This is a genomic window from Pseudomonas sp. NBRC 111130, from assembly GCF_001320485.1.
In the GTDB taxonomy this organism is placed as follows: domain Bacteria; phylum Pseudomonadota; class Gammaproteobacteria; order Pseudomonadales; family Pseudomonadaceae; genus Aquipseudomonas; species Aquipseudomonas vlassakiae.
Genome location: NZ_BCBG01000029.1, coordinates 27,293 through 53,224 on the forward strand (window position 1 = coordinate 27,293; position 25,932 = coordinate 53,224).

Annotated in this window: 27 protein-coding genes and 1 pseudogene; 19 read left to right on the forward strand and 9 right to left on the reverse strand. The window is 61.4% G+C overall.

Annotation, left to right across the window (positions count from 1 at the left end; genetic code table 11):
* Positions 1 to 50: 50 nt before the first annotated feature.
* A complete protein-coding gene (dcd, locus tag APH33_RS14730; RefSeq protein WP_003254920.1) occupies positions 51 to 617 on the reverse strand; it encodes a dCTP deaminase in 567 nt (188 codons plus the stop codon).
* Between the two features lie 328 nt (positions 618 to 945).
* Here dcd and APH33_RS14735 point away from each other — a divergent pair, with 328 nt between their 5' ends.
* Positions 946 to 1,155 carry a cold-shock protein gene (locus APH33_RS14735; RefSeq protein WP_003254922.1) on the forward strand — a complete coding sequence of 70 codons (210 nt, stop codon included), beginning with the start codon at positions 946 to 948 and terminating at the stop codon, positions 1,153 to 1,155.
* A 180-nt stretch (positions 1,156 to 1,335) separates the two neighbouring features.
* Here APH33_RS14735 and apbC read toward each other — a convergent pair whose 3' ends face one another.
* On the reverse strand, positions 1,336 to 2,430 hold the full coding sequence (apbC, locus tag APH33_RS14740) for an iron-sulfur cluster carrier protein ApbC (RefSeq protein WP_054885851.1): 1,095 nt from the start codon (positions 2,428 to 2,430) through the stop codon (positions 1,336 to 1,338).
* Positions 2,431 to 2,586: 156 nt separating this feature from the next.
* On the opposite strand from apbC, the gene metG reads away from it, so the two are divergent.
* From metG to APH33_RS27420, 8 genes and pseudogenes are all read left to right on the forward strand, one after another.
* Positions 2,587 to 4,626, forward strand: a complete 2,040-nt coding sequence (gene metG, locus APH33_RS14745) for a methionine--tRNA ligase (RefSeq protein WP_054885852.1) — start codon at positions 2,587 to 2,589, stop codon at positions 4,624 to 4,626.
* Positions 4,627 to 4,715: 89 nt separating this feature from the next.
* Complete coding sequence (locus APH33_RS27680; protein WP_054885853.1) at positions 4,716 to 5,264, forward strand: Rnf-Nqr domain containing protein; 549 nt, start codon at positions 4,716 to 4,718, stop codon at positions 5,262 to 5,264.
* Positions 5,261 to 5,899 (forward strand): annotated as a pseudogene (locus tag APH33_RS27685) (RnfABCDGE type electron transport complex subunit B); the annotation flags it as partial. The gene APH33_RS27680 and the pseudogene APH33_RS27685, both read left to right, overlap by 4 nt.
* 25 nt (positions 5,900 to 5,924) lie before the next feature.
* Positions 5,925 to 6,896 (forward strand): RnfABCDGE type electron transport complex subunit D, encoded by a 972-nt coding sequence (locus APH33_RS14760; RefSeq protein ID WP_054885883.1) that lies wholly within the window; start codon positions 5,925 to 5,927, stop codon positions 6,894 to 6,896.
* 8 nt (positions 6,897 to 6,904) lie between these two features.
* A complete protein-coding gene (locus APH33_RS14765) occupies positions 6,905 to 7,495 on the forward strand; it encodes an RnfABCDGE type electron transport complex subunit G (RefSeq protein ID WP_371263252.1) in 591 nt (196 codons plus the stop codon).
* Positions 7,488 to 8,006, forward strand: a complete 519-nt coding sequence (locus APH33_RS14770) for an Rnf-Nqr domain containing protein (RefSeq protein WP_054885855.1) — start codon at positions 7,488 to 7,490, stop codon at positions 8,004 to 8,006. The genes APH33_RS14765 and APH33_RS14770 overlap by 8 nt, the downstream gene beginning before the upstream one ends.
* Before the next feature lie 4 nt (positions 8,007 to 8,010).
* Positions 8,011 to 8,649 carry an endonuclease III gene (nth, locus tag APH33_RS14775; protein WP_054885856.1) on the forward strand — a complete coding sequence of 213 codons (639 nt, stop codon included), beginning with the start codon at positions 8,011 to 8,013 and terminating at the stop codon, positions 8,647 to 8,649.
* A 104-nt stretch (positions 8,650 to 8,753) separates the two neighbouring features.
* Positions 8,754 to 8,930 (forward strand): PA3496 family putative envelope integrity protein, encoded by a 177-nt coding sequence (locus tag APH33_RS27420; RefSeq protein WP_027918964.1) that lies wholly within the window; start codon positions 8,754 to 8,756, stop codon positions 8,928 to 8,930.
* Positions 8,931 to 8,972: 42 nt separating this feature from the next.
* Here the strand turns inward: APH33_RS27420 and APH33_RS14785 are convergent, their stop codons facing one another.
* Complete coding sequence (locus APH33_RS14785; protein WP_054885857.1) at positions 8,973 to 9,599, reverse strand: response regulator transcription factor; 627 nt, start codon at positions 9,597 to 9,599, stop codon at positions 8,973 to 8,975.
* Between the two features lie 304 nt (positions 9,600 to 9,903).
* On the opposite strand from APH33_RS14785, the gene APH33_RS14790 reads away from it, so the two are divergent.
* Positions 9,904 to 10,329, forward strand: coding sequence for a hypothetical protein (locus tag APH33_RS14790; RefSeq protein ID WP_054885858.1), 426 nt, complete (start codon positions 9,904 to 9,906; stop codon positions 10,327 to 10,329).
* Between the two features lie 86 nt (positions 10,330 to 10,415).
* Here APH33_RS14790 and APH33_RS14795 read toward each other — a convergent pair whose 3' ends face one another.
* A complete protein-coding gene (locus tag APH33_RS14795) occupies positions 10,416 to 11,633 on the reverse strand; it encodes an argininosuccinate synthase (RefSeq protein ID WP_054885859.1) in 1,218 nt (405 codons plus the stop codon).
* A gap of 520 nt (positions 11,634 to 12,153) precedes the next feature.
* Positions 12,154 to 13,119, reverse strand: a complete 966-nt coding sequence (locus APH33_RS14800) for an OmpA family protein (RefSeq protein WP_054885860.1) — start codon at positions 13,117 to 13,119, stop codon at positions 12,154 to 12,156.
* 130 nt (positions 13,120 to 13,249) lie between these two features.
* Between APH33_RS14800 and pyrC the strand changes: the two genes are divergently transcribed.
* Both pyrC and rnt read left to right on the forward strand, forming a co-directional pair.
* Positions 13,250 to 14,296 carry a dihydroorotase gene (gene pyrC, locus APH33_RS14805; RefSeq protein ID WP_054885861.1) on the forward strand — a complete coding sequence of 349 codons (1,047 nt, stop codon included), beginning with the start codon at positions 13,250 to 13,252 and terminating at the stop codon, positions 14,294 to 14,296.
* Between the two features lie 59 nt (positions 14,297 to 14,355).
* Positions 14,356 to 14,967: a ribonuclease T gene (rnt, locus tag APH33_RS14810; protein WP_225923474.1), complete on the forward strand. Its 612-nt coding sequence runs from the start codon at positions 14,356 to 14,358 to the stop codon at positions 14,965 to 14,967.
* Between the two features lie 156 nt (positions 14,968 to 15,123).
* Here rnt and APH33_RS14815 read toward each other — a convergent pair whose 3' ends face one another.
* Entirely contained in the window at positions 15,124 to 15,726 is a 603-nt protein-coding gene (locus APH33_RS14815) for a peroxiredoxin (protein WP_027918971.1), read from the reverse strand.
* Between the two features lie 214 nt (positions 15,727 to 15,940).
* On the opposite strand from APH33_RS14815, the gene APH33_RS14820 reads away from it, so the two are divergent.
* Both APH33_RS14820 and bfr read left to right on the forward strand, forming a co-directional pair.
* Complete coding sequence (locus APH33_RS14820) at positions 15,941 to 16,162, forward strand: bacterioferritin-associated ferredoxin (protein WP_054885863.1); 222 nt, start codon at positions 15,941 to 15,943, stop codon at positions 16,160 to 16,162.
* 201 nt (positions 16,163 to 16,363) lie between these two features.
* Entirely contained in the window at positions 16,364 to 16,837 is a 474-nt protein-coding gene (gene bfr / locus APH33_RS14825) for a bacterioferritin (protein ID WP_054885864.1), read from the forward strand.
* Positions 16,838 to 16,894: 57 nt separating this feature from the next.
* Here the strand turns inward: bfr and grxD are convergent, their stop codons facing one another.
* Positions 16,895 to 17,230 (reverse strand): Grx4 family monothiol glutaredoxin, encoded by a 336-nt coding sequence (gene grxD, locus APH33_RS14830; protein WP_054885865.1) that lies wholly within the window; start codon positions 17,228 to 17,230, stop codon positions 16,895 to 16,897.
* Between the two features lie 91 nt (positions 17,231 to 17,321).
* Positions 17,322 to 19,430 carry a molybdopterin oxidoreductase family protein gene (locus APH33_RS14835; protein ID WP_054885866.1) on the reverse strand — a complete coding sequence of 703 codons (2,109 nt, stop codon included), beginning with the start codon at positions 19,428 to 19,430 and terminating at the stop codon, positions 17,322 to 17,324.
* Between the two features lie 383 nt (positions 19,431 to 19,813).
* On the opposite strand from APH33_RS14835, the gene argF reads away from it, so the two are divergent.
* On the forward strand, positions 19,814 to 20,734 hold the full coding sequence (gene argF / locus APH33_RS14840) for an ornithine carbamoyltransferase (protein WP_054885867.1): 921 nt from the start codon (positions 19,814 to 19,816) through the stop codon (positions 20,732 to 20,734).
* Complete coding sequence (locus tag APH33_RS14845; RefSeq protein WP_054885868.1) at positions 20,731 to 21,840, forward strand: ABC transporter ATP-binding protein; 1,110 nt, start codon at positions 20,731 to 20,733, stop codon at positions 21,838 to 21,840. The genes argF and APH33_RS14845 overlap by 4 nt, the downstream gene beginning before the upstream one ends.
* A 37-nt stretch (positions 21,841 to 21,877) precedes the next feature.
* Here APH33_RS14845 and ybaK read toward each other — a convergent pair whose 3' ends face one another.
* Entirely contained in the window at positions 21,878 to 22,348 is a 471-nt protein-coding gene (ybaK, locus tag APH33_RS14850; RefSeq protein WP_054885869.1) for a Cys-tRNA(Pro) deacylase, read from the reverse strand.
* Between the two features lie 301 nt (positions 22,349 to 22,649).
* Between ybaK and APH33_RS14855 the strand changes: the two genes are divergently transcribed.
* The 3 genes from APH33_RS14855 to glpR all read left to right on the forward strand — a co-directional run bounded on the left by APH33_RS14855 (position 22,650) and on the right by glpR (position 25,900).
* Positions 22,650 to 23,501 (forward strand): MIP/aquaporin family protein, encoded by an 852-nt coding sequence (locus tag APH33_RS14855; RefSeq protein ID WP_054885870.1) that lies wholly within the window; start codon positions 22,650 to 22,652, stop codon positions 23,499 to 23,501.
* 42 nt (positions 23,502 to 23,543) lie between these two features.
* Positions 23,544 to 25,043 (forward strand): glycerol kinase GlpK, encoded by a 1,500-nt coding sequence (gene glpK / locus APH33_RS14860; protein WP_054885871.1) that lies wholly within the window; start codon positions 23,544 to 23,546, stop codon positions 25,041 to 25,043.
* Between the two features lie 101 nt (positions 25,044 to 25,144).
* Positions 25,145 to 25,900, forward strand: coding sequence for a DNA-binding transcriptional repressor GlpR (glpR, locus tag APH33_RS14865; protein WP_054885872.1), 756 nt, complete (start codon positions 25,145 to 25,147; stop codon positions 25,898 to 25,900).
* Positions 25,901 to 25,932: the final 32 nt, after the last annotated feature.

A 25,932-nucleotide genomic window follows, 5' to 3' on the forward strand; every position in this document is an offset into this window, starting at 1 on the left:
TCAACCTGTTGGAGTGCCATCAGGGAAACTAATTCCCTGCGCTCGTCGGATCAGGTGCGTGGCAGGGTGACGCCGCGCTGCCCTTGGTACTTGCCGCCCCGGTCCTTGTACGACACTTCACACTCTTCGTCGGACTGCAGGAACAGCATCTGCGCCACGCCTTCGTTGGCGTAGATCTTGGCCGGCAGCGTGGTGGTATTGGAGAACTCCAGGGTCACGTGGCCTTCCCACTCCGGCTCCAGCGGCGTGACGTTGACGATGATGCCGCAACGGGCGTAGGTGCTCTTGCCCAGGCAGATGGTCAACACATCACGCGGAATGCGGAAGTACTCGACGGTGCGAGCCAGGGCGAAGGAGTTCGGCGGGATGATGCAGACGTCGCTCTTGATGTCGACGAAGCTGCCGGCATCGAAGTTCTTCGGGTCGACGGTGGCCGAGTTGATGTTGGTGAACACCTTGAATTCGTCGGCGCAGCGCACGTCGTAGCCGTAGCTGGAAACGCCAAAGGAGATGACACGGTTGTCCTGCTCGCCGCGCACCTGGCGCTCGACGAACGGTTCGATCATGCCGTGTTCCTGCGCCATGCGGCGAATCCACTTGTCCGATTTGATGCTCATGGCGGGGTGTCCTGAAGAGTTGCGAGGGGAAAATCCAGACGCGCATCTTACCGGTCCCGGCGCCCGGGTTAAAGTTCCAGTGCCCCATCCCGCGCCGGACGGGGGTTGCAGCCGCCGTCGATCCGAATTTGCGTAAAGCGTTCACAGACCATTGGCAGCTCGTGGAAAGTGGGGTAAGGTGGCGCCACTGTGCTGCACGTGACACCGAGAATCTCTAGTTTGATGCACGATCCTGATCGGCCCATCGCTGAATTTTCTGCTCTCTTTGCGCTCAGTCCCGGCCAGGGTTTTTCCTGACCGTTATCAAATTGTCCAAGGAGACAGAAAAATGTCCAACCGTCAATCCGGTGTTGTTAAGTGGTTCAACGATGAGAAAGGCTACGGCTTCATCACCCCTCAGTCGGGCGATGACCTGTTCGTGCACTTCAAAGCCATCCAAGCTGACGGCTTCAAAACCCTGAAAGAAGGCCAGGCTGTTACTTTCGTCGCTACCCGCGGCCAGAAAGGCATGCAGGCTGAAGAAGTTCAAATCGCCTAAGTCGATTTAGCTTTCTAGCTTTCAAAAAAACCCGCCTTCTGGCGGGTTTTTTTATGCCTGACCGAAAATTGGTGCTGGCTTCTTCGCGGGCTCGCCCGCTCCGACACAAACCGCGCAACACTTGAAGGCTGCGCTGTTCTGGGAGCGGGATTACCCGCGAAGCAGGCGACTCGGTTCGGATCAGTCCTCGCTGATGGTGATGCTAGGCATCGCCGGCGCCGCCGCTTCCTGCAACACGATGCGTGCGCCTACCTGGCGGGCCAATTCCTGGTAGACCATGGCAATCTGGCTTTCCGGCTCAGCGATCGCCGTCGGCTTGCCGCTATCGGCCTGTTCGCGGATCAGCATCGACAGCGGCAGCGAGGCCAGCAGGTCGACGCCGTATTGCGCCGCCAGCTTCTCGCCACCGCCTTCGCCGAACAGGTGCTCGGCGTGGCCGCAGTTCGAGCAGATGTGCACGGCCATGTTCTCGACCACGCCCAACACCGGGATGTTGACCTTGCGGAACATCTCCACACCCTTCTTGGCATCCAGCAGGGCCAGGTCCTGTGGCGTGGTAACGATCACCGAACCGGCCACCGGCACCTTCTGCGCCAGGGTCAGCTGGATATCGCCGGTACCCGGCGGCATGTCGATGACCAGATAATCCAGGTCGTCCCAGGCGGTCTGGGTCACCAGCTGCAGCAGCGCACCCGATACCATCGGCCCACGCCAGACCATCGGCGTGTTGTCATCGGTGAGGAACGCCATGGACATCACTTCCACACCATGGGCCTTGATCGGCACGAACCACTTCTGTTCGCGGATCTGCGGGCGGGTACCCTCGGCGATACCGAACATCACGCCCTGGCTGGGGCCGTAGATATCGGCATCGAGAATGCCCACGCGGGCGCCTTCACGGGCCAGGGCCAAGGCCAGGTTGGCCGCGGTGGTCGATTTGCCGACACCGCCCTTGCCCGAGGCCACGGCAATGATGTTCTTGACGTTGGCCATGGCCGGCACCTGGGCCTGGGCCTTGTGAGCGGCGACGACACAGTCGATCGACACCTGGGCCGAGCTGACGCCGTCGAGATTCTCGATCGCGGTCTGCAGCACCTGGGCCCAACCGTTCTTGAACAGGCCGGCGGCGTAGCCCAGTTGCAACTGCACAGCGACTTGCCCGCCCTGGATGTCGATGGCGCGCACGCATCCGGCGCTGACCGGGTCCTGATTCAGGTAGGGGTCGGTGTACTGGCGAAGCACGCCTTCGACGGCGGCACGGGTGACGGCACTCATGGACACTCCCATTGGCAAACTGAGTACGAAACAGACGCCTATCCTAACCCGTCAATCGTCAGCAGATGCGTGCTTGGGGTGAAATATCTTCGCCGGCCCTTTATAGTGGCCGATCACCCTCATTTTTACCCGAGCCAGATAAGTAGCCGAGCCACCATGTCCGAGCCACGTCAGATTCTCGTTACCAGCGCCCTGCCCTATGCCAATGGATCCATCCACCTTGGCCATATGCTGGAGTACATCCAGACGGACATGTGGGTGCGCTTCCAGAAACTGCGCGGCAACCAGTGCATCTACGTCTGCGCCGACGACGCCCACGGCTCGGCCATCATGTTGCGTGCCGAGAAGGAAGGCATCACCCCTGAGCAGCTGATCGCCAATGTCCAGGCCGAGCATAGTGGTGACTTCGCCGACTTCCTGGTGGACTTCGACAACTTCCACTCCACCCACAGTGACGAAAACCGCGAGCTGTCAGGCCTGATCTACGGCCGCCTGCGCGACGCAGGGCACATCGCCACCCGTTCGGTGACCCAGTATTTCGACCCCGAAAAGGGCATGTTCCTGGCCGACCGTTTCATCAAGGGCACCTGCCCGAAATGCGCGGCTGAGGATCAGTACGGCGACAACTGCGAGAAATGCGGCGCCACCTATGCCCCGACTGAGCTGAAGAACCCCAAGTCGGCCATCTCCGGGGCCACTCCGGTGCTGCGCGATTCCCAGCACTTCTTCTTCAAGCTGCCTGACTTCCAGGCCATGCTGCAGCAGTGGACGCGCAGCGGAACCCTGCAGGACGCCGTGGCCAACAAGCTTGCCGAATGGCTGGATTCCGGCCTGCAAGAGTGGGACATCTCGCGTGATGCGCCGTACTTCGGCTTCGAGATCCCGGGCGAGCCGGGCAAGTATTTCTACGTCTGGCTGGACGCGCCAATCGGCTACATGGCCAGCTTCAAGAACCTGTGCGCACGCCGCCCGGAGCTGGACTTCGACGCTTTCTGGAACGAAGGCTCCAAGGCCGAGCTGTATCACTTCATCGGCAAGGACATCGTCAACTTCCACGCCCTGTTCTGGCCTGCCATGCTCGAAGGTGCCGGCTTCCGCAAGCCGACTGCAGTCAACGTGCACGGCTACCTGACCGTCAACGGCGCCAAGATGTCCAAGTCGCGCGGCACCTTCATCAAGGCCCGAACCTACCTGGACCACCTGCACCCGGAATACCTGCGCTACTACTACGCCGCCAAGCTCGGCCGGGGCGTCGATGACCTCGACCTGAACCTCGAGGATTTCGTGCAGAAGGTCAACTCCGACCTGGTTGGCAAAGTGGTCAACATTGCCAGCCGTTGCGCCGGCTTCATCCACAAGGGCAATGCCGGCGTGATGGTCGCTGGCGATGCTGCGCCAGAACTGACCGAGGCCTTCCTCGCCGCCGCCCCGTCGATCGCCGAAGCCTATGAGGGCCGCGATTTCGGCCGTGCCATGCGTGAAATCATGGCCCTGGCTGACCGCGCCAACGCCTGGATCGCTGACAAGGCACCTTGGTCGCTGGCCAAGCAGGAAGGCAAGCAGGACGAGGTCCAGGCCATTTGCGCCCAGGGCATCAACCTGTTCCGCCAGCTGGTGATCTTCCTGAAACCCGTGCTGCCGCTGCTCGCCGCTGATGCCGAGGCATTCCTCAACGTCGCGCCACTGACTTGGAACGACCATCAATCGCGCCTGGAAAACCACCAGCTGAACCCGTTCAAGGCGCTGATGAGCCGTATCGAACCTGCCAAGGTCGAAGCCATGGTCGCTGCCAGCAAGGAAGACCTGCTGGCCGCCGAAGCCCAGGCACCCGCCGGCAACGGCGAGCTGACCAAGGACCCGCTGTCTGCCGAAATCGAGTTCGACACCTTTGCCGCAGTTGACCTGCGTGTCGCACTGATCGTCAAGGCTGAAGCCGTGCCTGGCGCCGACAAGCTCCTGCAGCTGACCCTGGATATCGGCGACGAGCGCCGCAACGTGTTCTCCGGCATCAAGTCGGCCTATCCGGATCCCTCCAAGCTGGAAGGCCGCCTGACCATGATGGTGGCCAACCTCAAGCCGCGCAAAATGCGCTTTGGCGTCTCCGAGGGCATGGTCATGGCGGCCGGCCCTGGCGGCGAAGAGATCTACCTGCTCAGCCCTGACAGTGGCGCCAAGCCAGGTCAGCGCATCAAGTAAGCCTTCTGCCCCGGCCTTACCGCCGGGGCAGTTCCATCTGCAGCACCAATGCCGGACGCTCCAGGCGATTCCCGGCTATCGTCATTCACATGAACGACTCCATGCTGATCCTCGCCAGCGCTGCGCTGGTCAGCCACCTGCTTGTGCAAGCACAGCCGTCAAGCCGCCTGCGCCTGCAGGTCTGTGGCCTGGCGGGGGCCCTGTCCATAGTACTCGGAGCGAGCGGCGGGCAAGTGCTCGAACGGCTCATCGTGGCGCCCTGGCAGTTGCAGGACCTGCGCCTGTTCCTGCTGTTGCCCTGGCTGGCATTGCTGACATGGGGCGTACCGACGGCGCTGCGCAGGTTGCGGCCGCAGTGGCCCACCAGAGGGCTTGCACTGCCATTGCTGGGCAACGCCTTGCTGCTCGGGCTGACGCTGCAAGTGACGGGAGAGGACACCTCGGCGCTTGCTACGTTGCGCTGGGGGGCATCGGCCGGCGTGGGCTTCTGGCTGGCGCTGGTGCTGTTCGACGACCTGCAGCAGCGCAGCCAGCAGGCGGAAGTACCGGCCGCGCTGCGTGGTTTGCCGATTACCTTGATCGGTGCAGGCGTCATGGCCTTGGCGTTCTCCGGGCTCAACGGAATTTTCATTCAATGAATTTGATTCAACGCATCGATGCCCTGCTGCCACAAACCCAATGTGGCAAATGCGGCCACAATGGCTGTCGGCCCTACGCCGAAGAATTGGCAGCGGGCGGGGCCATCAACAAGTGCCCGCCAGGTGGCAGCGAAACCATCGCTGCGCTGGCAGCGCTGCTCAAGAAGCCATTGCTTGCGCCTGACCCGCTGCGCGGCAGCGCACCGCCCCAGGTCGCCTGCATTCGCGAAGCCGAATGCATCGGTTGCACCAAATGCATCCAGGCCTGCCCGGTCGATGCCATCGTCGGCGCCGCCAAGTTGATGCACACGGTCATTGCCAGCGAATGCACCGGCTGTGACCTGTGCCTGGCGCCCTGCCCGGTCGATTGCATCGAGATGCAGCCACTGCCAGCAGGGGTGGTACCGATCGTCAGCGGCCTGGCTCACTCCCCCGAACAACTGCAGGCCCGCCGCCAGCGCCGCGATCAGGCGCGCCAGCGCCACCAGCAGCGAAACGCCCGCCTGCAACGCGACATCGCGCGCCGTGAGGCGCAGCGCCTGGCGCGTACGGCCGAAGCCACACAAGGCGCGGCAGACCCGATCAAGGCCGCCCTGGAGCGCATCAGGGCGCAGAAAAGCGCCGCTGCCGATGCGCTGCCCACAGGCGCCGGGCATGAACATGGCAAGCCCTGACCCACGGCTACGCGCAGCCATGGGCCTGGTGCTGCTGGCCTGCATACCCGGCTTGCTCGCCACCCTCTGGACACAGGGCTGGGGAGTCCTGTTCAGCCTGTTGCTGTGTGCCAGCAGTGCGCTGTGTTGCGAGGCGGCCTTGCTGGCTGTGCGTCGCCAGCCTGTTTCACCGGCATTGAACGATGGCAGTGCCCTGGTGACTGCCGTGTTGCTGGCCATCGCCCTACCCGGACAGGCGCCTTGGTGGGTGCCAGTGACAGCAGCAGGCATTGCCATAGGTGTCGGCAAGCAGGCCTTTGGCGGAGTGGGCCGCAATCTGTTCAACCCGGCCATGGTCGGTTACGCCTTCGTGCTGCTGAACTTTCCGCTGCACATGAACCACTGGCCCAACCACGCCATTGGCTTTGTCGACAGCCTGCAGCAGGTGGCTGGCGCGGGCGGCCAGATTGATGCCTGGGCGGGGCCGACCATTCTCGATGGCCTGCGCCACAACCGCAGCCTGACCCTCGAGGAACTGTTCGCCAGTCACCCCGGCTTTGGCAATGTTGGCGGTCGCAGCAGCGAATGGATCAATCTGGCCTTGCTGTTCGGCGGGCTGTTTCTCTTGCAGCGCAAGGTGATCAGCTGGCATGCCCCGGCAGGGCTGCTGGGCGGCCTTTTCCTGTTCAGCCTGCTGGCCTGGAATGGCTCCGGTTCGGATTCGAACGGCTCGCCACTACTGCATCTGTTCAGCGGTTCAACGATGCTGGCGGCATTCTTCATCGCCACCGAGCCGGTGTCCGGCCCAAAGGCGAATCTGGCCCGGCTGCTGTTCGGCTTTGGCGCAGGCGCGCTGATCTACCTGATCCGCACCTGGGGCAGTTACCCGGATGGCACGGCCTTCGCCATCCTGTTGATGAACCTGGCGGTTCCCGCCCTGGATCGGTTCGCCTTGCAGCGCCAACAGGTTTCGCCATGATCGCGCCCATGCGCAGCAGCCTTCTGCTCCTTGCCGTCGGCGGGTCGGCAATCGCATCAACGCTGGCCTGGCAGCACTGGACTCGCCAGGCCATCATCGATGCCGAGCGCCAGCTTCAGGCAAGCCAGTTGCTGGCGGTGCTGCCCGCGCAAAGCTACGACAACCGCCCTTTGGACAGCGCGTTGCCATTGCCCGCCGAACAGCCGCAGCACAGCAAGATACTCGCGGCCTATCGCGCGAGCCACGGGACATCGCCAACAGCCATCGTGCTGGTGAGCCAGGTGCAGGGCTATGCCGGCCCCATCAAGCTGACCATCGCCATCGCTGCCGATGGCCGCCTGGTCGGCACTCGGGTAGTCGAACAGCAGGAAAGCCCTGGGTTGGGCGGCCAGATTGCCGATCCGCAGTCTGGCTGGCTGAACCAGTTTGCCAAGCACGGCCTTGGCGACCGCTGGGCAATCAGACGCGACCAGGGCGATTTCGATCAGTTGGCCGGGGCGACCGTTACGTCCCGGGCCGTCATCGATGCCCAGCAGGAAGCCTTGCGGTTTTTTGATCAGCATCGCAGCGAACTGCTTGGAACCTCTCTCCATGAATAGATTCTGCCTGCTGATCACCGGCCTGGCTCCGCTGCTTGGCGCGACTGGCACTGTCACCCATGCGCTGACCATCGCCGCGTACATGTGGGTGATGATCCTTCTCCACCAAGCCTTCCTTGGCCCGCTGCGGGCATCACTCAGCGGCGCCAGGTACTGGCTGGCAAGCCTGCTGCTGCTGGCTGCGCTTGGCAGTTGTCTGCAATTGGCCCTACGTGCCTGGGCATTGCCATTGGCGCTGACGCTTGGTTATTTTCCTGCGTTGATCTGCCTGCAATGCCTCGCCATCGACCCATTGCTGCCAGCTGAAGGGCGCTGGCGGGAATTGTTGCTGCATTTGAGTGGCCTGCTGCTCGCCTGTTTGCTGCTTGGCGCTGGCCGCCAATGGCTGGACGATGTCGCCGGCATGCACCTGGCCCACCTGCCGTCCGGTGGGTTGCTACTGCTCGGCGCTCTACTGGCCTTGTACAATTGGCTGCGCCCCACCCTCACACGTCGTCAAGGAAAGCGTTGAACCCATGAATGCCGCCAAACGCCTGGAGATTTTTCGCAGGCTGCATGAAGATAACCCCGACCCGAAAACGGAATTGGCCTACACCACCCCATTCGAGCTCCTGGTTGCCGTGACGCTTTCCGCGCAATCCACCGATGTCGGCGTCAACAAAGCCACCGCACGCCTGTTTCCGGTCGCCAATACACCGCAGGCCATCTACGCGCTGGGGGTCGAGGGGCTGAGTGAATACATCAAGACCATCGGTCTTTATAACAGCAAGGCCAAGAACGTCATCGAGGCGTGCCGCCTGCTGATCGAGCGCCATGGCGGCGAAGTGCCGCAAACCCGAGAAGCACTGGAAGCGTTACCAGGCGTTGGGCGCAAGACCGCCAACGTGGTGCTCAACACCGCCTTTCGCCAGCCAACCATGGCGGTGGACACGCATATATTCAGGGTCAGCAACCGCACCGGCATCGCGCCTGGCAAGACCGTGCTGGAAGTCGAGAAGAAGCTGGTCAAGTTCGTACCCAAGGACTACCTGCTCGACGCTCACCATTGGCTCATCCTGCATGGCCGCTACGTGTGCCAGGCACGCAAGCCTCGTTGTGGTAGCTGCCGCATCGAAGATCTGTGCGAATACAAGCACAAGACTTGCGACGATTGAGCCAATAGCAAAAATAGTTGCGTTGCGATTGAAAAAATCTTTTTTACCGGACATCGCTTTCTCGTTATAAGGACGGCCAATGGCCCTTTGGCTTGGAGCGACTCATGAGTACCGATAAAGACGACCTGTCGATCGAAGATGACTTTGCTACCGCTGACGACGAAGCGGAGCCCCAGGTAGAAACCGCGAAAACCAACCTGAGCAAGCGTCGTACCATTGACAACCTCCTCGAAGAGCGACGCCTGCAACGGCAACTCGCCGATTTCGACTACGACCTTTAGCCCTCCAAAGCCTCCCTCGGGGAGGCTTTGTCCATGGCTGGTTCAGCTCAGGCCATGGCGACGGGCCAGCTCGATCAGGTCCACCAGCGAATGGGCATTGAGCTTCAGCAACAGGCGCGTCTTGTAGGTGCTGACGGTCTTGTTGCTGAGGTACATGCTGTCGGCTATCTCCTTGTTGGAGCGTCCCCGCGCCAACTGCTGCAGGACCATCAGCTCCCTGGCAGACAGGCGATCGACCATTTCCGTTTCGCTTACTCCCCCAACCCGACCACGTGACTTGTGCAAGGCCTGGTTCGGGAAATAACTGTAACCAGAGAGCACAGCCTTGATGGCGCTCAGCAGCTCGGTGAGCTCCTGCTGCTTGTATACATAGCCAGCGGCGCCCGCTTGCATGCAACGCATGGAGAAATGCCCGGGCGCCTGTGAGGTCAGTACCAGCACACGACTGCCAGGACTCGCTGCTGCCATGCGGCCAATGACCTCCAGACCGTCGAGCTTGGGGATTCCGATATCGAGCACGACGATGTCGGGAAGATGTTCTCGAGTAAGCTGCAAGGCCGCTATGCCATTGTCGGTTTCCGCGACAACATCGTACCCATGTCGCTCCATCAACATGCGCACTGCCAAGCGTATGACCGGATGATCATCCACGATAAGGACTTTGTTCATGCGATATCCATCATTCGTTATTCTGCTTTGACGACTGCCCCACCATAACCGAGCAGAACGCTCAGTGGCGCGTCGATTACCCCTTTAAAAAGCTGAATAGATGAACCTTACGTCGGTTTGGGAATTTTCCTACAACGGAAAAATTTACAGACTGGCTTTGAGAGTGATTAAGAAAAAACGCACGAAGCATGATCGATTTGTCATGCCTCGCTTCCGAAAAATTACCGCACCCGGAAAAATTCCATAATTTGGTAAAGGGAGCCAGTGGGTTATTGGTATGTAAAACATGCAGGAGGCATTAATCATGACTGAGAACCAACCGGTCGCCCCACTGACGATCATCGCCATATTTGCAGGTATTATCGAAGCTTCTGCTTTGGCAACCCTGCCTTTTCTCAGCGATGAAAGTCAGACGTACTACACATGGTTCCTGGTAGGGTTTCCATTCTTCCTTACGGCGTTGTTCTTCCTCACCCTGAACTTCAACTCCAAATCCTTCTACAAACCTGAACAGTCCGCTCCCCCCCAAACGACCGGGCCACCATCGCGTGCCACCCCTCAAGAAATTGTAACCGTCATGTTTTCCGGCCCTGATGCGCAAAAACAGATACAACAGCAAATCATGCAAGCCATTACCCAACCGCATGCCGAATACAAGCAATGGCGCTTCTGTAATATGGAGCTACATCAATGCATCCTTCTTACCATCAGCTGCCTGCCTGAGGATTGACCCCATGATGTTGAGAAGCCCGCTGTCGAGAAGACAAAAAAAACCCCGGCCAGAGCCGGGGTTCGTTTGCCAATTCAGCCAGATGCTCAGAGCATCCCGCGGCCTTTGTTGGCAGCGATGCGCATGCGCAGCGCGTTGAGTTTGATGAAGCCAGCAGCATCTGCCTGGTTGTAGGCGCCGCCGTCTTCTTCGAAGGTAGCGATATTGGCATCGAACAGCGAGTCGTCCGACTTGCGGCCAACCACGATGACATTGCCCTTGTACAGTTTAAGTCGCACGACGCCGTTAACGTTGACCTGCGAAGCGTCGATCATCTTCTGCAGCATCAGGCGCTCCGGGCTCCACCAGTAGCCGGTGTAGATCAGGCTGGCATACTTCGGCATCAGCTCGTCTTTCAGGTGAGCAACTTCGCGGTCCAGGGTGATCGACTCAATGGCGCGGTGGGCCTTGAGCATGATGGTACCGCCAGGGGTTTCGTAGCAACCACGGGACTTCATGCCCACGTAACGGTTCTCTACGATGTCCAGACGGCCGATACCGTTGGCGCCGCCGATACGGTTCAGTTCGGCAAGCACGGTGGCTGGGGTCATGTCGACACCGTCGATGGCGACGATGTCACCATTGCGGTAGGTCAGCTCGATGTAGGTAGCCTGGTCCGGGGCGTTCTCTGGCGAGACGCTCCAGCGCCACATGTCTTCTTCGTGCTCGGTCCAGGTATCTTCCAGCACACCGCCTTCATAGGAAATGTGCAGCAGGTTGGCGTCCATCGAGTATGGCGACTTCTTCTTGCCGTGACGCTCGATCGGAATGCCATGCTTTTCGGCGTAATCCATCAGCTTCTCGCGGGACAGCAGGTCCCACTCGCGCCATGGAGCAATGACCTTGACCCCAGGCTTGAGGGCGTAGGCACCCAGCTCGAAGCGAACCTGGTCGTTACCCTTGCCGGTCGCGCCGTGAGAAATGGCGTCGGCGCCGGTTTCGTTGGCGATTTCGATCAGGCGCTTGGCGATCAGCGGGCGAGCGATGGAAGTACCCAGCAGGTACTCGCCTTCGTAGACGGTGTTGGCGCGGAACATCGGGAAGACGAAATCACGCACGAACTCTTCGCGCAGGTCGTCGATGTAGATCTCTTTTACGCCCATCGCCTGAGCTTTGGCGCGAGCCGGCTCGACTTCTTCGCCCTGACCCAGGTCAGCGGTGAACGTCACCACTTCGCAGTTGTAAGTATCCTGCAGCCACTTGAGAATCACCGAAGTATCAAGGCCGCCGGAATACGCCAGTACGACCTTTTTTACGTCCGCCATGCCATCACTCCACGGGGTTGTACGGAAAGGGACCAATTCTACCGGCGTTGCGGATAGATTTACAGTGGGGCGACAGCTTCTGACGACAAAGCGACAGGAACTGTCGGTGGGGCGACGTCTTTCTGTGTTCGCCACAAAGCTTCAGCGCCTTTGAGATCGAGCGCCGCCCGCGCGGCGCATCGCGGGTAAACCCGCTCCCACATCTGCTTCGGGCCAATCTCTCCTGTGAAGCCAACAGGGACCGCCTTGTTGGCATGGCGATGCATCTCCGTGGGCGCTGATGCCGCTCCACCTGTCTCCAGTCATGCGCATAACTGCTCATCATCGGTCTCCAGTCATGCACCAAGGCGGATCCTGTTGGCGGTACAGGAGTGACTGGCCCGAAACAGATGTGGGAGCGGGTTTACCCGCGATGCGCCGCGCGGGCGGCGCTCGATCTCATAGGCGCTGAAAATGTTGTGGCAAGCACCTGGTAGCCCTGATGCAATCCCAAGACCTGCCCCAGAGAAACAACATGGTTTCAGGGTGTCTTCGCTCCGGGCGCACCCGCAGCCGGTGCCGCAGTGGCAGGCGGGATGGCAGGTGCCGCAGGTGCCGGTTGCTGAACCGGCTGCACCACCGGTTTCTCCGCCACCGCCACCCGATCCAGCTCGATATTCACCCGCCGGTTACGTGCCCGATTGGCCGGGCTGTTGTTTTTCACCAGCGGATAGCGCTCGCCATGAAAGCGCACGACGATCTGCTCTTCCGGCACGCCATGGGCCTTGAGGTAATCGGCAACGGCCAAGGCCCGACGTCGCGAAGTATCGCGATTGGTCAGGCGGTTACCGCTGTTGTCGGAATGGCCGTTGAGTTCGATGTGGTTCACCGTCGGGTCAGCCTTGAGGTAATCGAGGATCACGTCCAGCCGCGCACGGGCATTGGCGTCCAGGTCGAAGCCACCGCCCGGGAAGCCCACCTGGGTCTGGCGCACCTGGTCATAGTTCATCGGCAGCATCTTGCTGGCACAGGCCTGATAGTCGCTGTAGGCCTTGGCGAAGCTGACCGGCAGCACGCGTACTTCCATCGCCCTGCCGCCTTCGCCGGTGTAATTGCGCACCACCGTGCTGCGTCCATCGAGCAGGCCGTTGATCAGGCGGCTGGCCTGGCTCTGCGACGAGCTGAACAGCACGCCGCTGCGGGCCATGCGCACAGCGCCGAGGTTCACATCCCCGCGGCCCGGCTGCCAAGGCGCAGCGGCAGCCAGCAAGGTGGCCGAACCTGCGCCAAGCACATTGCTGTGCGATCGCAGCTGGAACACCGGCTGCTCACCAGCCTTGCGCACGAACTCGCCACTGCCGAAACCATCGATCGGCTGGATCAGGCGGCATTCGAACTGGTCACCCTCGACTTTCCAGGCGACATTCTCCATGCGGGTCTGGAAGGTCAGTGCACCGGCCGGCAGGCTGGCGACAAGGGTCAACAGGGCTAGGTAACGCTGGCGCACGGGTGGCTCCACAAATTCTGACGGCTTACAGGCAGGCTATCGGACGCTGGCCGGAAAACTTGATAGCCGTGCTCGGACCGGGGTTTTCCGGTAGCATTGGGGCCTGAGTTCGACCCGCCTGGAATTCCCAATGTCCGATCGCCTGACCCTCCTGCGTCCCGACGACTGGCACATCCATCTGCGCGATGGTGCCGTCCTGCCCCATACCGTTGGCGATGTGGCGCGTACTTTCGCCCGTGCCATCATCATGCCCAACCTGGTTCCGCCGGTGCGCAATGCCGTCGAAGCCAGCGCCTACCGCGAGCGCATCCTTGCCGCACGCCCGGCTGGCAGCCGCTTCGAACCGCTGATGGTGCTGTACCTCACCGACCGTACCAGCCCCGAGGACATCCGCGCGGCCAAGGCCAGCGGTATCGTCTACGCCGCCAAGCTGTACCCTGCCGGCGCGACGACCAACTCCGATTCGGGCGTGACCAGCATCGACAACATCTTCCCGGCCATCGAGGCACTGGCGGACGTCGGCATGCCCTTGCTGGTGCACGGTGAAGTCACCCGCAGCGAAATCGACGTGTTCGACCGCGAGAAGCGCTTCATCGACGAGCACATGCGCCGCCTGGTCGAGCGCTTCCCGACCCTGAAAGTGGTCTTCGAGCACATCACCACAGGCGACGCCGCGCAGTTCGTCACCGAAGCCCCGGCCAACGTCGGTGCAACCATCACTGCCCAGCACCTGCTGTACAACCGCAACCACATGCTGGTTGGCGGTATCCGCCCGCACTTCTATTGCTTGCCGATCCTCAAGCGCAACACCCACCAGGTGGCGCTGCTGGACGCGGCCACCAGCGGCAACCCGAAGTTCTTCCTCGGCACCGACTCGGCACCGCATGCCCGTCACGCCAAGGAAGCTGCCTGCGGTTGTGCCGGTTGCTACACCGCATACGCGGCCATCGAGATGTACGCCGAGGCGTTCGAGCAGCGCAATGCGCTGGACAAGCTGGAAGGTTTCGCCAGCCTGCATGGCCCGGCCTTCTATGGCCTGCCAGCGAACACCGACACCATCACCCTGGTTCGCGAAGAATGGACCGCCCCGGACAGCCTGCCATTCGGCGAGCAAACCGTGATCCCGCTGCGCGCCGGTGAGAAACTGCGCTGGCGCCTGCTGGAGGACAACGCGTGAGCGAAGACCTGTACGAAGACGACCAGGACGGCCAGGTCGGCGGCGGTTCGCGCCACCCGATGGCCGAGCGCTTCCGTGGCTATCTGCCGGTAGTCGTGGATGTCGAGACTGGCGGCTTCAACAGCGCCACCGACGCCCTGCTGGAAATTGCCGCAGTGACCATCGGCATGGACGAAAAGGGCTTTCTGTTCCCCGAGCACACCTACTTCTACCGGGTCGAACCGTTCGAAGGGGCCAATATCGAGCCGGCCGCGCTGGAGTTCACCGGCATCAAGCTGGATCACCCGCTGCGCATGGCGGTGAGCGAGGAAAGCGCGCTCACCGACATCTTCCGCGGTGTGCGCAAGGCGCTTAAAGCCAACGGCTGCAAACGGGCGATCCTGGTCGGCCACAACAGCAGCTTCGACCTTGGTTTCCTTAATGCGGCGGTCACGCGTAACGACATCAAGCGTAACCCGTTCCACCCGTTCTCCAGCTTCGACACCGCGACCCTGGCTGGCCTGGCCTATGGCCAGACCGTACTGGCGCGAGCCTGCCAGAGCGCTGACATCGACTTCGATGGGCGTGAAGCGCACTCGGCGCGTTACGACACCGAGAAGACGGCCGAGCTGTTCTGCGGCATTGTCAACCGCTGGAAGGAAATGGGCGGCTGGCGCGACTTCAACGACTGACCTGAAAAGCTTCGCGGGCACGCCCGCTCCCACAGGTATCGCACAATGCCAACGGCCTGTGGTGTACCTGTGGGAGCGGGCGAGCCCGCGAAGAGGCCGGCACAAGCTGGCACAAAAAAACCGGCCACATGGGCCGGTTTTTTCATGCGCGTGGCATTACAGCTTGCCAGCGTTCTCGCTCAGGTAAGCAGCAACGCCTTCTGGCGAAGCGGTCATGCCTTGGTCGCCTTTCTTCCAGTTGGCCGGGCAGACTTCGCCGTGCTCTTCGTGGAATTGCAGGGCGTCGACCAGACGCAGCAGTTCGTCCATGTTGCGGCCCAGTGGCAGGTCGTTGACGATCTGCGAACGAACGACACCGTTGGTGTCGATCAGGAAGGCGCCGCGGAAGGCTACGCCGCCTTCGGACTCGACGTCGTAGGCCTTGCAGATTTCGTGGGTGATGTCGGCAGCCAGGGTGTACTTGACCTGGCCGATACCGCCGGCGTTGACCGGAGTGTTACGCCAGGCGTTGTGGGTGAAGTGCGAGTCGATCGAAACGCCGATCACTTCTACGTTGCGCGCCTGGAAGTCAGGGATGCGGTTGTCCAGGGCGATCAGCTCGGACGGGCAGACGAAGGTGAAGTCCAGTGGGTAGAAGAACACCAGGCCGTACTTGCCCTTGATAGCCGAAGCCAGGTTGAAGCTGTCGACGATTTCGCCATTGCCCAGGACAGCTGGGACGGTGAAGTCGGGGGCTTGTTTGCCAACGAGTACGCTCATTGTAATCTCCTGATGAGGGTGAAGAACCGTTTGCCGGGCCAAGGCAGGCTTGCCCGACATCCAACAAAGGCTGACCATCATACACGGCTTCCAGTGACAGGCCGAATGCAACCGTCGGTCGCTCAAGCACGGCCCTTTCAGAAAGTCCTTTGACAAGCATTCTCATTAACATTAAGCTCCAACCCATCGACTCAACCCGCGATGGTCAGCCCTTATGTATGTGTGTCTTTGTGTCGGCGTCACCGACGGACAGATCCGCGATGCGATCTATGAAGGATGCTGCAGTTACAAGGAAGTCCGTGCAGCGACCAACGTCGCCAGCCAGTGTGGCAAATGCGCCTGCCTGGCCAAAGAGGTGGTCCGTGAGACCCTCACCGAACTGCAGGTGAGCCAGCACGCCGCCCTGCCCTATCCGGTGGAATTTACTGCTGCCTGATATTACAGAATTCGAAGAACCGGACCACGTGTCCGGTTTTTTTATGCCTGAATATCAATAAGTTAGCGTTCCAACGCGGTTCACAAACATTCTTATTCCTATTAATTTTCACTTATTATTCAAACACTTAGGTTTGACAGCCCCCTGTTACAGGCTCAAACTTCCCTGTATTGGCACACTTCTACAGGGCAGGAACCCGACATGAAAGGCGACGTAAGCGTCATCCAGCATCTCAACAAGATCCTCGGAAACGAGCTGGTCGCGATCAACCAGTACTTCCTGCACGCGCGCATGTATGAAGATTGGGGCCTGAACAAGCTCGGCAAGCACGAGTACAAGGAATCCATCGATGAGATGAAGCACGCTGACAAACTGATCAAGCGTATTCTTTTCCTCGAAGGCATCCCCAACGTCCAGGACCTTGGCAAGCTGCTGATCGGTGAACACACCAAAGAGATGCTCGAGTGCGACCTGAAGATCGAACAGAAAGGCCTGGTCGACCTGAAAGCCGCCATCGCCCACTGCGAAACCGCTGGCGACTTCGGCTCGCGTGACCTGCTCGAAGACATCCTCGAAGCCGAGGAAGAACACATCGACTGGCTGGAAACCCAGCTGGGCCTGATCGACAAGATCGGCATCGAGAACTACCTGCAGTCGCAGATGGGCGAAGAATAAAATTCCCGCCCCTAAAAAAACCCGCTCTGAGCGGGTTTTTTCATGGCTGCCTGATGATCAGGCTTCGGAGGCCTTGGCCTTGGCGGTGGCGTCCTTGATCAGGGTCTGCAGCTCACCCTTCTCGAACATTTCCAGCATGATATCGCTACCGCCAACCAGCTCACCGGCTACCCACAATTGCGGGAAAGTCGGCCAGTTGGCGTATTTTGGCAGGTTGGCGCGGATTTCCGGGTTCTGCAGGATGTCGACGTAGGCGAACTTCTCGCCGCAACCCATCACGGCCTGCGAAGCACGCGCGGAGAAGCCACACTGCGGGGCATTCGGCGAGCCTTTCATGTAAAGCAGAACGGTGTTGTTGGCAATCTGCTCTTTGATCGTTTCGATGATATCCATGTAGCACCTCGGCTGAACTTTCCGACGCGATCGTCGGCACGGTGACGCATTGTATCGGAAAGCCGAGCAGCGTGCTCGGCCTTACCGTTGCTCAGGCAGCCTCGACCTGCACGGGCACGCCATTGAGCGCAGCATTACCGGAAACCGCGTCACGCAGGCGCTCGTCCGTCAGGTCATTGGCGCTCACACCGGCTTGTGCCTGGGCGACCTGCAACTGCACGCCCTGGCGACCATGACCGAAACCGTGGGGCAGGCTGACCACCCCGGGCATCATGTCTTCACAGGCCTGCACCTCGACCTCCAGCAGGCCAGTGCGCGAACGGATACGCACCCGCTGGCCATCCTGCAATTGCCGGTCGTGCATGTCGTGGGGGTGCATCAGCAGTTGATGACGCGGCTTGCCTTTGACCAAGCGATGATAGTTGTGCATCCACGAATTGTTGCTGCGCACATGGCGTCGACCGATCAGCAGCAATTCGCCCGGCGCAGGCGGCGCCTGCGAGGCCAACCGCTGCAGGTCATCCAGCAGCACCTGCGGCGCCGCCTCGACGGCTTTGCTGGCGGTTGCCAGGCGCGTCGCCAGGTTGGCGCGCAGCGGTCCCAGGTCAAGCCCGTGAGGGTAGTGCTCCAGCGCCTGCAGCGACAGGTTCCAGGCGCTGGCCTCGCCATAGCGCCCCTTGCGCAGGGCCAGATCGATCATCTGCGCTGGCGGCCAGGTCGGTTTCAGATCCAGTTCAGCGCGCTTGGCGAAGGCCTGGGCGAGGCCGACGAAAATCTCCCAGTCATGCAGGGCACCTGCCGGCTTGGCCAGGATGGCGCGATTGAAACGGGTCACATTGCGCACGGCCAGCAGGTTGAAGGTGCTGTCGTAATGGTCGTTTTCCAGCGCCGAGGTCGACGGCAGGATCAGGTCGGCGTGACGGGTAGTTTCATTGATGTACAGGTCGATGCTGAGCATGAACTCGAGGCCGTCCAGCGCCGCATCCAGCTGCCGGCCATTGGGTGTCGACAGCACCGGATTGCCGGCGACCGTCACCAGGGCGCGCACCTGCCCCTCCCCCGGGGTCAGCATCTCCTCGGCCAAGGCCGCCACGGGCAGCTCGCCCGCGTACTCCGGCAAGCCCGAGACCCGGCTCTGCCAGGCATTGAAATGGCCACCTGAGGTGGTCGCCACCAGATCGACCGCAGGCTCGGTACACAGTGCCCCACCCTCACGGTCGAGGTTGCCAGTCACCAGGTTGATCATCTGCACCACCCAGTGGCACAGCGTGCCGAACGCCTGGGTCGAGACCCCCATGCGACCATAGCAGACCGCCTTGTCCGCAGCGGCAAAGTCCCGCGCCAATTGACGTATCTGGCTGGCGGCGATGCCGCACTGTGCGCTCATCGCTTCTGCGCTGAACGGCGCAAGCGCTTCGCGCACCTGCTGCAGGCCGCTGACCGGCAAATGCGAGCCGCGCGTGAGCCCTTCATCGAACAAGGTGTTGAGCAGGCCACAGAGCAAGGCAGCATCGCCGCCGGGCCGAATGAACAGATGCAGGTCGGCCATGGCAGCGGTTTCGCTACGGCGGGGATCGACCACGACCAGGCGACCACCTCGCCCACGTAGGGCTTTCAGGCGCTTTTCCACGTCGGGCACGGTCATGATGCTGCCATTGGAGGCCAGCGGGTTGCCACCAAGGATCAGCATGAAGTCGGTATGGTCGATATCCGGTATGGGCAACAGTAGGCCGTGGCCGTACATCAGATGGCTGATCAGATGCTGTGGCAACTGGTCGACCGAGGTGGCAGAGAAGCGGTTGCGGGTCTTGAGCAGGCCGAGGAAGTAATTGCTGTGGGTCATCAGCCCATAGTTGTGGACGCTGGGGTTGCCTTGATAGACCGCCACAGCGTTGCGCCCGTGGGCCTGCTGGACCGCCCACAACCTGTCGGCGGCCAAGGCGAAAGCCTCATCCCAGCCAATCGGCTGCCACTCGCTCCCGACCCGTCGGTGCGGCTGGCGCAGGCGGTCCGGGTCGTTCTGGATATCCTGCAGGGCCACTGCCTTGGGGCAGATGTGGCCCCGGCTGAATGGGTCTTGCGGGTCCCCCTTGATCGAGCTGATCAGCGCCTGCCCGTCTGGTTCATGGCTGACTTCTATGTTCAGGCCGCAGATCGCTTCGCACAGGTGACAGGCACGGTGATGCAGGGTCTTGGTCATGGCCGCTTCTGCCTTGGTGGTGTAAGGGCTGGTCGAGCAACGACTATGCGCCGCAGCACTCGCCCCTACCAGCGTGCTTCGCGGCGTGAATCCCGCGACATCAGGCGTACGATTCGCGACAGCCATTTGCCAAATTGCCAGCAAGCCGTGTACAACCTTCTGTAGCAAATAAAAAACAGCACGGGTTCAAGGGGGCAGACACCCTTTGTAACCTGTTAAGCACCCGCTGCTGTTTCCCCTCTTGGTTTCAGGCGACATTTAATTATAGTATTGCGCCTTTCCCCATTTCGTCCGCCCCGTGCGGCTTACGCCGCAGGTCACTCCCGTTGTCAAAAAAAACCATACGGTCGACCTGCATACCGTTGCAGATAAGGTAGTCAATCATGAGCGCTAGGCACTTTCTCTCCCTGCTGGATTTCACCACCGACGAATTGCTCGGTGTGATCCGCCGAGGCATCGAGCTGAAGGACCTGCGCAAGCGAGGCGTGCTGTTCGAGCCTTTGAAGAATCGCGTGCTGGGCATGATCTTCGAGAAGTCCTCGACCCGTACCCGTGTGTCGTTCGAAGCCGGCATGATCCAGCTGGGTGGCCAGGCCATCTTCCTCTCGCCGCGCGACACCCAGCTGGGCCGTGGCGAACCGATCGGCGACAGCGCCATCGTGCTGTCGAGCATGCTCGACGTGGTGATGATCCGTACCCACGCCCACAGCACCCTGACCGAATTTGCTGCCAAATCCCGCGTGCCGGTGATCAACGCCTTGTCCGACGAGTCGCACCCGTGCCAGTTGCTGGCCGACATGCAGACCTTCCTCGAGCACCGCGGCTCGATCCAGGGCAAGACCGTGGCCTGGATCGGCGATGGCTTCAACATGTGCAACTCGTACATCGAAGCGGCCAGGCAGTTCGACTTCCAGCTGCGCATCGCCTGCCCGGAAGGCTACGAGCCCGATGCGCGCTTCATGGAGTTGGGTGGCGACCATGTGCAGATCGTGCGCAATCCGCAGGATGCCGTGCGCGGTGCGCATCTGGTGACCACGGATGTCTGGACTTCCATGGGCCAGGAAGAGGAAACTGCACGGCGCCTGGCGCATTTCGCGCCTTACCAGGTCACCCGCGCATTGCTCGACCTGGCGGCACCCGACGCCCTGTTCATGCACTGCCTGCCCGCCCACCGGGGCGAGGAAATCAGCCATGACCTGCTCGACGACCCTCGTTCGGTCGCCTGGGATCAGGCTGAGAACCGCTTGCATGCACAGAAGGCCCTCCTCGAATTCCTTGTCGAACCGGCTTACCACCACGCATGAGTCAACCCCTACTGCTCAACCTGCGCAACCTCGCCTGTGGCTACGGCGAGCAGCGCATCGTCCAGAACCTCAACCTGCATCTGAACGCAGGCGACATCGGTTGCCTGCTGGGTTCATCGGGTTGCGGCAAGACCACCACCCTGCGTGCCATCGCCGGCTTCGAGCCGGTGCACGAGGGTGAAATACAGTTGGCCGGAGAAGTGATTTCCCGCGCTGGGTTCACCCTGGCTCCGGAAAAACGCCGGATCGGCATGGTGTTCCAGGACTACGCCCTGTTCCCGCACCTGACCGTGGCGCAGAACATCGCCTTCGGCATCGCCAAGCACCCGAACCAGGCGCAGGTGATCGAAGAGATGCTCGAACTGGTCAAGCTCGCCGGCCTTGGCGGGCGCTACCCGCATGAGCTGTCCGGTGGCCAGCAACAGCGTGTCGCCCTGGCGCGTGCCCTGGCACCGGAGCCACAGCTGTTGTTGCTCGACGAACCGTTCTCCAACCTCGACGTGGAACTGCGCCGGCGCCTCAGCCATGAAGTGCGCGACATCCTCAAGAGCCGCGGCACCAGTGCGATTCTGGTGACCCATGACCAGGAAGAAGCGTTTGCCGTGAGCGATCACGTCGGTGTGTTCAAGGAAGGCCGGCTCGAACAATGGGATACGCCTTACAACCTGTATCACGAACCACAGACGCCGTTCGTGGCCAGTTTCGTCGGCCAGGGCTACTTCATCCGTGGCCAGATGAGCAGCCATGAAGCGGTCAATACCGAATTGGGCGAGCTGCGTGGCAACCGCGCCTACAGCATGGCGCCGGGCAGCTCGGTGGATGTGCTGCTGCGCCCTGATGACATCGTGCCGGCGCCAGGCAGCGCACTGCAGGCCAACATCGTCGGCAAGAGCTTCCTGGGTGCCTCGACGTTGTACCGTTTGCAACTCCCCACTGGCAGCCAGCTCGAAGCGATTTTCCCGAGCCACATCGACCACCAGGTGGGTGAGGACGTAGGTATCGCGGTGAAGGCCGACCACCTGGTGCTGTTCCCCGTGCCGGGCAGTGTCGCGACGCAGTCGGCGCGCCAGGAGAATGGGGTTCGCCGCTACAGCTCGGCGACCTGAGTGCAGAACCCGGGGCCGCTGTGCGGCCCCGATGGTTTCAAACCTTACCGATGGCTGCAAATGCACCCTGGGTATGCTCGGCCAGCACCGCCGCCGCCAACTCGACCTCCAGCCCCCGCCGCCCGGCGCTGACATGGATGGTGGCAAAATCCTGCGCCGAATCATCGATGAAGGTGCGCAGCCGCTTCTTCTGCCCCAAGGGGCTGATCCCACCCACCAGGTAACCGGTTGCCCGCTGGGCCACAGCCGGGTCAGCCATTTCGCACTTTTTCACGCCAGCCGCATGGGCCAGCGCCTTGAGGTCCAGCGTCCCGACCACCGGCACCACCGCCACCAGCAACTCGCCCTTCTCGCTGCTCGCGAGCAAGGTCTTGAACACCTGCTGCGGTTCGAGGCCAAGCTTTTCCGCCGCCTCCAGCCCATAGGACGCCGACTTGGGGTCATGCTCATAGCTGTGCACGCGATGCTCGGCGCGGGCTTTTTTCAACAGGTCGAGTGCGGGGGTCATGCAATGCTCCGGTCCGGACAGGTCGCGGCTACTTTAGGGCAAATCCTGCATCCCAGCCAGCCAACGGCTGACGCGGCCGTCTACCACGGGGTTCAGCCTCTGAAACAGGCGAGCAAAACGTGACTACCCGTTCACTTTCGACCTTTGACATCAGCGTTTCTTGTCTATATTTTTTCGTTTCTGAATAAATGGTGCACTTTTAAGGTGCGCTTCTTAACACCCGCCTGAGGTCAATGGGGATAGACATCAGGCTTTGCTGTCGAGCGCTTTGCGCCTCACAACAAAAACAACGAGGTCATACATGACGACTGCACTACGCGAACCCACTCTATCCAGCCAATGCCTGGCCGAGTTTCTCGGCACCGCCTTGCTGATCTTCTTCGGCACGGGTTGCGTCGCCGCCCTCAAGGTCGCTGGCGCCAGCTTCGGCCTGTGGGAAATCAGCATCATCTGGGGCGTCGGCGTAAGCATGGCGATCTACCTCACCGCGGGCATTTCCGGCGCGCATCTGAATCCGGCCGTGAGCATCGCGCTTACCTTGTTTGCCGGCTTCGACAAGCGCAAGCTGCCGTTCTACGCGCTTGCCCAGGTCTGCGGCGCATTCTGTGGCGCCGCGCTCGTTTACACGCTCTACAGCAACCTGTTCTTCGATTTCGAACAAGCCCACGCCCTGTTGCGTGGCAGCACCGAGAGCCTCGAACTGGCCTCGGTATTCTCGACCTATCCGCACCCATCACTGTCCACTGGCCAGGCATTTCTGGTCGAGGTGGTGATCACGGCGATCCTGATGGCCGTGATCATGGCCCTGACCGACGACAACAATGGCCTGCCGCGCGGCGCCATGGCGCCTCTGCTGATCGGCCTGCTGATCGCCGTGATTGGCAGCGCCATGGGTCCGCTGACCGGCTTTGCGATGAACCCGGCCCGCGATTTTGGGCCCAAATTGATGACCTTCCTGGCTGGCTGGGGCGAAATCGCCTTCACTGGCGGTCGGGAGATTCCCTATTTCCTGGTTCCGGTGTTCGCGCCGATTCTCGGCGCTTGCCTGGGTGCCGCTGCCTACCGCGGCCTTATCGCCCGCAACCTGCCGACGGCGCAAGGCGCAAGCGCCGAGACAACCGACAATCGCCAGGGCGATACTCAAGCCAACTGATACTGGCGCCCTGAACTCCTCTTTTATGCAAGGCCTACGACCATGACAGACACCCAGGATAAGAACTACATCATCGCCCTGGACCAGGGCACCACCAGCTCGCGAGCGATCATCTTCGACCGCGATGCCAACGTGGTCGGTACCTCGCAGCGCGAGTTCGCCCAGCATTACCCGCAAGCCGGCTGGGTCGAGCACGATCCGATGGAGATCTTCGCCACCCAGAGCGCGACCATGGTCGAGGCCCTGGCCCAGGCCGGCATCAGCCATGCCCAGGTGGCCGCGCTGGGGATTACCAATCAGCGTGAAACCACCGTGGTGTGGGACAAGGAAACCGGCCGCCCGGTGTACAACGCGATCGTATGGCAGTGCCGCCGCAGCACCGAGATCTGTGCCCAGCTCAAGCGAGATGGCCATGAAGACTACATCCGCGAAACCACCGGCCTGGTCACTGACCCGTACTTCTCCGGCACCAAGCTGAAGTGGATCCTCGATAACGTCGAAGGTGTCCGCGAACGCGCCGAGCGCGGCGAACTGCTGTTCGGCACCATCGATACCTGGCTGATCTGGAAGTTCTCCGGCGGCAAGGTGCATGTCACCGACTACACCAACGCTTCGCGTACACTGATGTTCAACATCCACAGCCTGCAGTGGGACCAGAAGCTGCTGGAAATCCTCGGCATCCCGCAGCAGATGCTGCCCGAAGTACGCCCCTCTTCGGAAGTGTACGGCCACACCAAGAGCGGCATCGCCATCGCCGGCATCGCCGGCGACCAGCAGTCGGCGCTGTTCGGCCAGATGTGCGTGGAGCCAGGCCAGGCCAAGAACACCTACGGCACCGGCTGTTTCCTGCTGATGAACACCGGCAACCAGGCCGTGAAGTCTTCCCACGGCCTGCTCACCACCATCGCATGCGGCCCGCGTGGCGAGGTGGCCTATGCCCTGGAAGGCGCGGTCTTCAACGGTGGTTCCACCGTGCAGTGGCTGCGTGACGAGCTGAAAATCGTCAACGATGCGCTGGACACCGAATACTTCGCCAGCAAGGTCAAGGACAGCAACGGTGTGTACCTGGTGCCTGCGTTCACCGGTCTCGGCGCGCCCTATTGGGACCCGTATGCCCGCGGTGCACTGTTCGGCCTGACCCGTGGGGTGAAGGTCGACCACATCATTCGTGCCGCGCTGGAGTCGATCGCCTACCAGACTCGCGACGTGCTCGACGCCATGCAGCAGGACTGCGGCCAGCGCCTGTCGGAACTACGCGTGGACGGTGGCGCAGTGGCCAACAACTTCCTCATGCAGTTCCAGGCCGACATCCTCGGCACCTGCGTCGAGCGCCCGAAAATGCGCGAAACCACCGCCCTCGGCGCCGCCTACCTGGCAGGCCTGGCCTGTGGCTTCTGGAGCGGCCTGGAAGAACTGCGCGACAAGGCGATCATCGAGCGCGAGTTCAGCCCGCAGCTGGACGAGGCCGCCAAAGAGAAGCTGTACGCCGGCTGGAAGAAAGCCGTCGAGCGCACCCGTGACTGGGAAGATCACGAAGCGTAAATCAGGCCGGGGCCGCCAGGCGGCCCCGATGGTCTACTGGCCGTCATCCCCTTCCTACGGCATCATTGCAGAATTTGTCCGGCAGCCCCAAAGGACCGCCCATGAATCTGCACCCACGCCAACAACAAATCCTCGAACTGGTGCGTGATCGCGGCTACGTCAGTATCGAAGAAATGGCGCAGCTGTTCGTTGTCACTCCGCAAACCATCCGCCGCGACATCAACCAGCTCGCCGAACTCAACCTGCTGCGCCGCTACCATGGTGGCGCAGCCTATGATTCGAGCATCGAGAACACCGCCTATGCCATGCGCGCCGACCAGATGCGCGATGAAAAACAACGCATCGCCGAAGCGGTGGCGCGGCAGATTCCCGACCATGCCTCATTGTTCATCAACATCGGCACCACCACCGAATCGATTGCCCGGGCATTGCTCAACCACAACCACCTCAAAGTCATCACCAACAACCTGCATGTGGCCGCGATTCTCGCCGCCAAGGATGACTTCGAGGTGCTGGTAGCCGGCGGCACTGTCCGTCGTGACGGCGGCGTGGTGGGCCAGGCCAGCGTCGACTTCATCAACCAGTTCAAGGTTGATTTCGCCCTGGTCGGCATCAGCGGCATCGATGAAGACGGTAGCCTGCTCGATTTCGATTATCAGGAAGTACGGGTTTCCCAGGCGATCATCGCCAATGCCCGCCAGGTCGTGCTTGCCGCCGACTCCAGCAAGTTCGGGCGCAACGCCATGGTGCGCCTGGGGTCGATCAGCCTGGTCGACTGCCTGGTGACCGACCAGGCACCTGCGCCTGCCCTCACTCAATTGCTGAACCAGTACAAGATTCGGCTTGAGGTGGTGTGAGGGCCTCGGTCGCATAACATAGGTCTTTTGCC

What these genes read in the sequence shown, in the direction of transcription:
- APH33_RS14855 (WP_054885870.1), top strand. Translation starts at nt 22,650, where the DNA reads ATGACGACTGCACTACGCGAACCCACTCTATCCAGCCAATGCCTGGCC.
- APH33_RS14770 (WP_054885855.1), top strand. Translation starts at nt 7,488, where the DNA reads ATGAATAGATTCTGCCTGCTGATCACCGGCCTGGCTCCGCTGCTTGGC.
- glpK (WP_054885871.1), top strand. Translation starts at nt 23,544, where the DNA reads ATGACAGACACCCAGGATAAGAACTACATCATCGCCCTGGACCAGGGC.
- APH33_RS14765 (WP_371263252.1), top strand. Translation starts at nt 6,905, where the DNA reads ATGCGCAGCAGCCTTCTGCTCCTTGCCGTCGGCGGGTCGGCAATCGCA.
- APH33_RS27420 (WP_027918964.1), top strand. Translation starts at nt 8,754, where the DNA reads ATGAGTACCGATAAAGACGACCTGTCGATCGAAGATGACTTTGCTACC.
- bfr (WP_054885864.1), top strand. Translation starts at nt 16,364, where the DNA reads ATGAAAGGCGACGTAAGCGTCATCCAGCATCTCAACAAGATCCTCGGA.
- argF (WP_054885867.1), top strand. Translation starts at nt 19,814, where the DNA reads ATGAGCGCTAGGCACTTTCTCTCCCTGCTGGATTTCACCACCGACGAA.
- APH33_RS14845 (WP_054885868.1), top strand. Translation starts at nt 20,731, where the DNA reads ATGAGTCAACCCCTACTGCTCAACCTGCGCAACCTCGCCTGTGGCTAC.
- APH33_RS14835 (WP_054885866.1), bottom strand. Translation starts at nt 19,430, where the DNA reads ATGACCAAGACCCTGCATCACCGTGCCTGTCACCTGTGCGAAGCGATC.
- APH33_RS14815 (WP_027918971.1), bottom strand. Translation starts at nt 15,726, where the DNA reads ATGAGCGTACTCGTTGGCAAACAAGCCCCCGACTTCACCGTCCCAGCT.
- apbC (WP_054885851.1), bottom strand. Translation starts at nt 2,430, where the DNA reads ATGAGTGCCGTCACCCGTGCCGCCGTCGAAGGCGTGCTTCGCCAGTAC.
- grxD (WP_054885865.1), bottom strand. Translation starts at nt 17,230, where the DNA reads ATGGATATCATCGAAACGATCAAAGAGCAGATTGCCAACAACACCGTT.
- rnt (WP_225923474.1), top strand. Translation starts at nt 14,356, where the DNA reads ATGGCCGAGCGCTTCCGTGGCTATCTGCCGGTAGTCGTGGATGTCGAG.
- APH33_RS27680 (WP_054885853.1), top strand. Translation starts at nt 4,716, where the DNA reads ATGAACGACTCCATGCTGATCCTCGCCAGCGCTGCGCTGGTCAGCCAC.
- APH33_RS14760 (WP_054885883.1), top strand. Translation starts at nt 5,925, where the DNA reads ATGGCAAGCCCTGACCCACGGCTACGCGCAGCCATGGGCCTGGTGCTG.
- APH33_RS14820 (WP_054885863.1), top strand. Translation starts at nt 15,941, where the DNA reads ATGTATGTGTGTCTTTGTGTCGGCGTCACCGACGGACAGATCCGCGAT.
- APH33_RS14735 (WP_003254922.1), top strand. Translation starts at nt 946, where the DNA reads ATGTCCAACCGTCAATCCGGTGTTGTTAAGTGGTTCAACGATGAGAAA.
- glpR (WP_054885872.1), top strand. Translation starts at nt 25,145, where the DNA reads ATGAATCTGCACCCACGCCAACAACAAATCCTCGAACTGGTGCGTGAT.
- ybaK (WP_054885869.1), bottom strand. Translation starts at nt 22,348, where the DNA reads ATGACCCCCGCACTCGACCTGTTGAAAAAAGCCCGCGCCGAGCATCGC.
- APH33_RS14790 (WP_054885858.1), top strand. Translation starts at nt 9,904, where the DNA reads ATGACTGAGAACCAACCGGTCGCCCCACTGACGATCATCGCCATATTT.
- APH33_RS14795 (WP_054885859.1), bottom strand. Translation starts at nt 11,633, where the DNA reads ATGGCGGACGTAAAAAAGGTCGTACTGGCGTATTCCGGCGGCCTTGAT.
- APH33_RS14785 (WP_054885857.1), bottom strand. Translation starts at nt 9,599, where the DNA reads ATGAACAAAGTCCTTATCGTGGATGATCATCCGGTCATACGCTTGGCA.
- metG (WP_054885852.1), top strand. Translation starts at nt 2,587, where the DNA reads ATGTCCGAGCCACGTCAGATTCTCGTTACCAGCGCCCTGCCCTATGCC.
- dcd (WP_003254920.1), bottom strand. Translation starts at nt 617, where the DNA reads ATGAGCATCAAATCGGACAAGTGGATTCGCCGCATGGCGCAGGAACAC.
- pyrC (WP_054885861.1), top strand. Translation starts at nt 13,250, where the DNA reads ATGTCCGATCGCCTGACCCTCCTGCGTCCCGACGACTGGCACATCCAT.
- nth (WP_054885856.1), top strand. Translation starts at nt 8,011, where the DNA reads ATGAATGCCGCCAAACGCCTGGAGATTTTTCGCAGGCTGCATGAAGAT.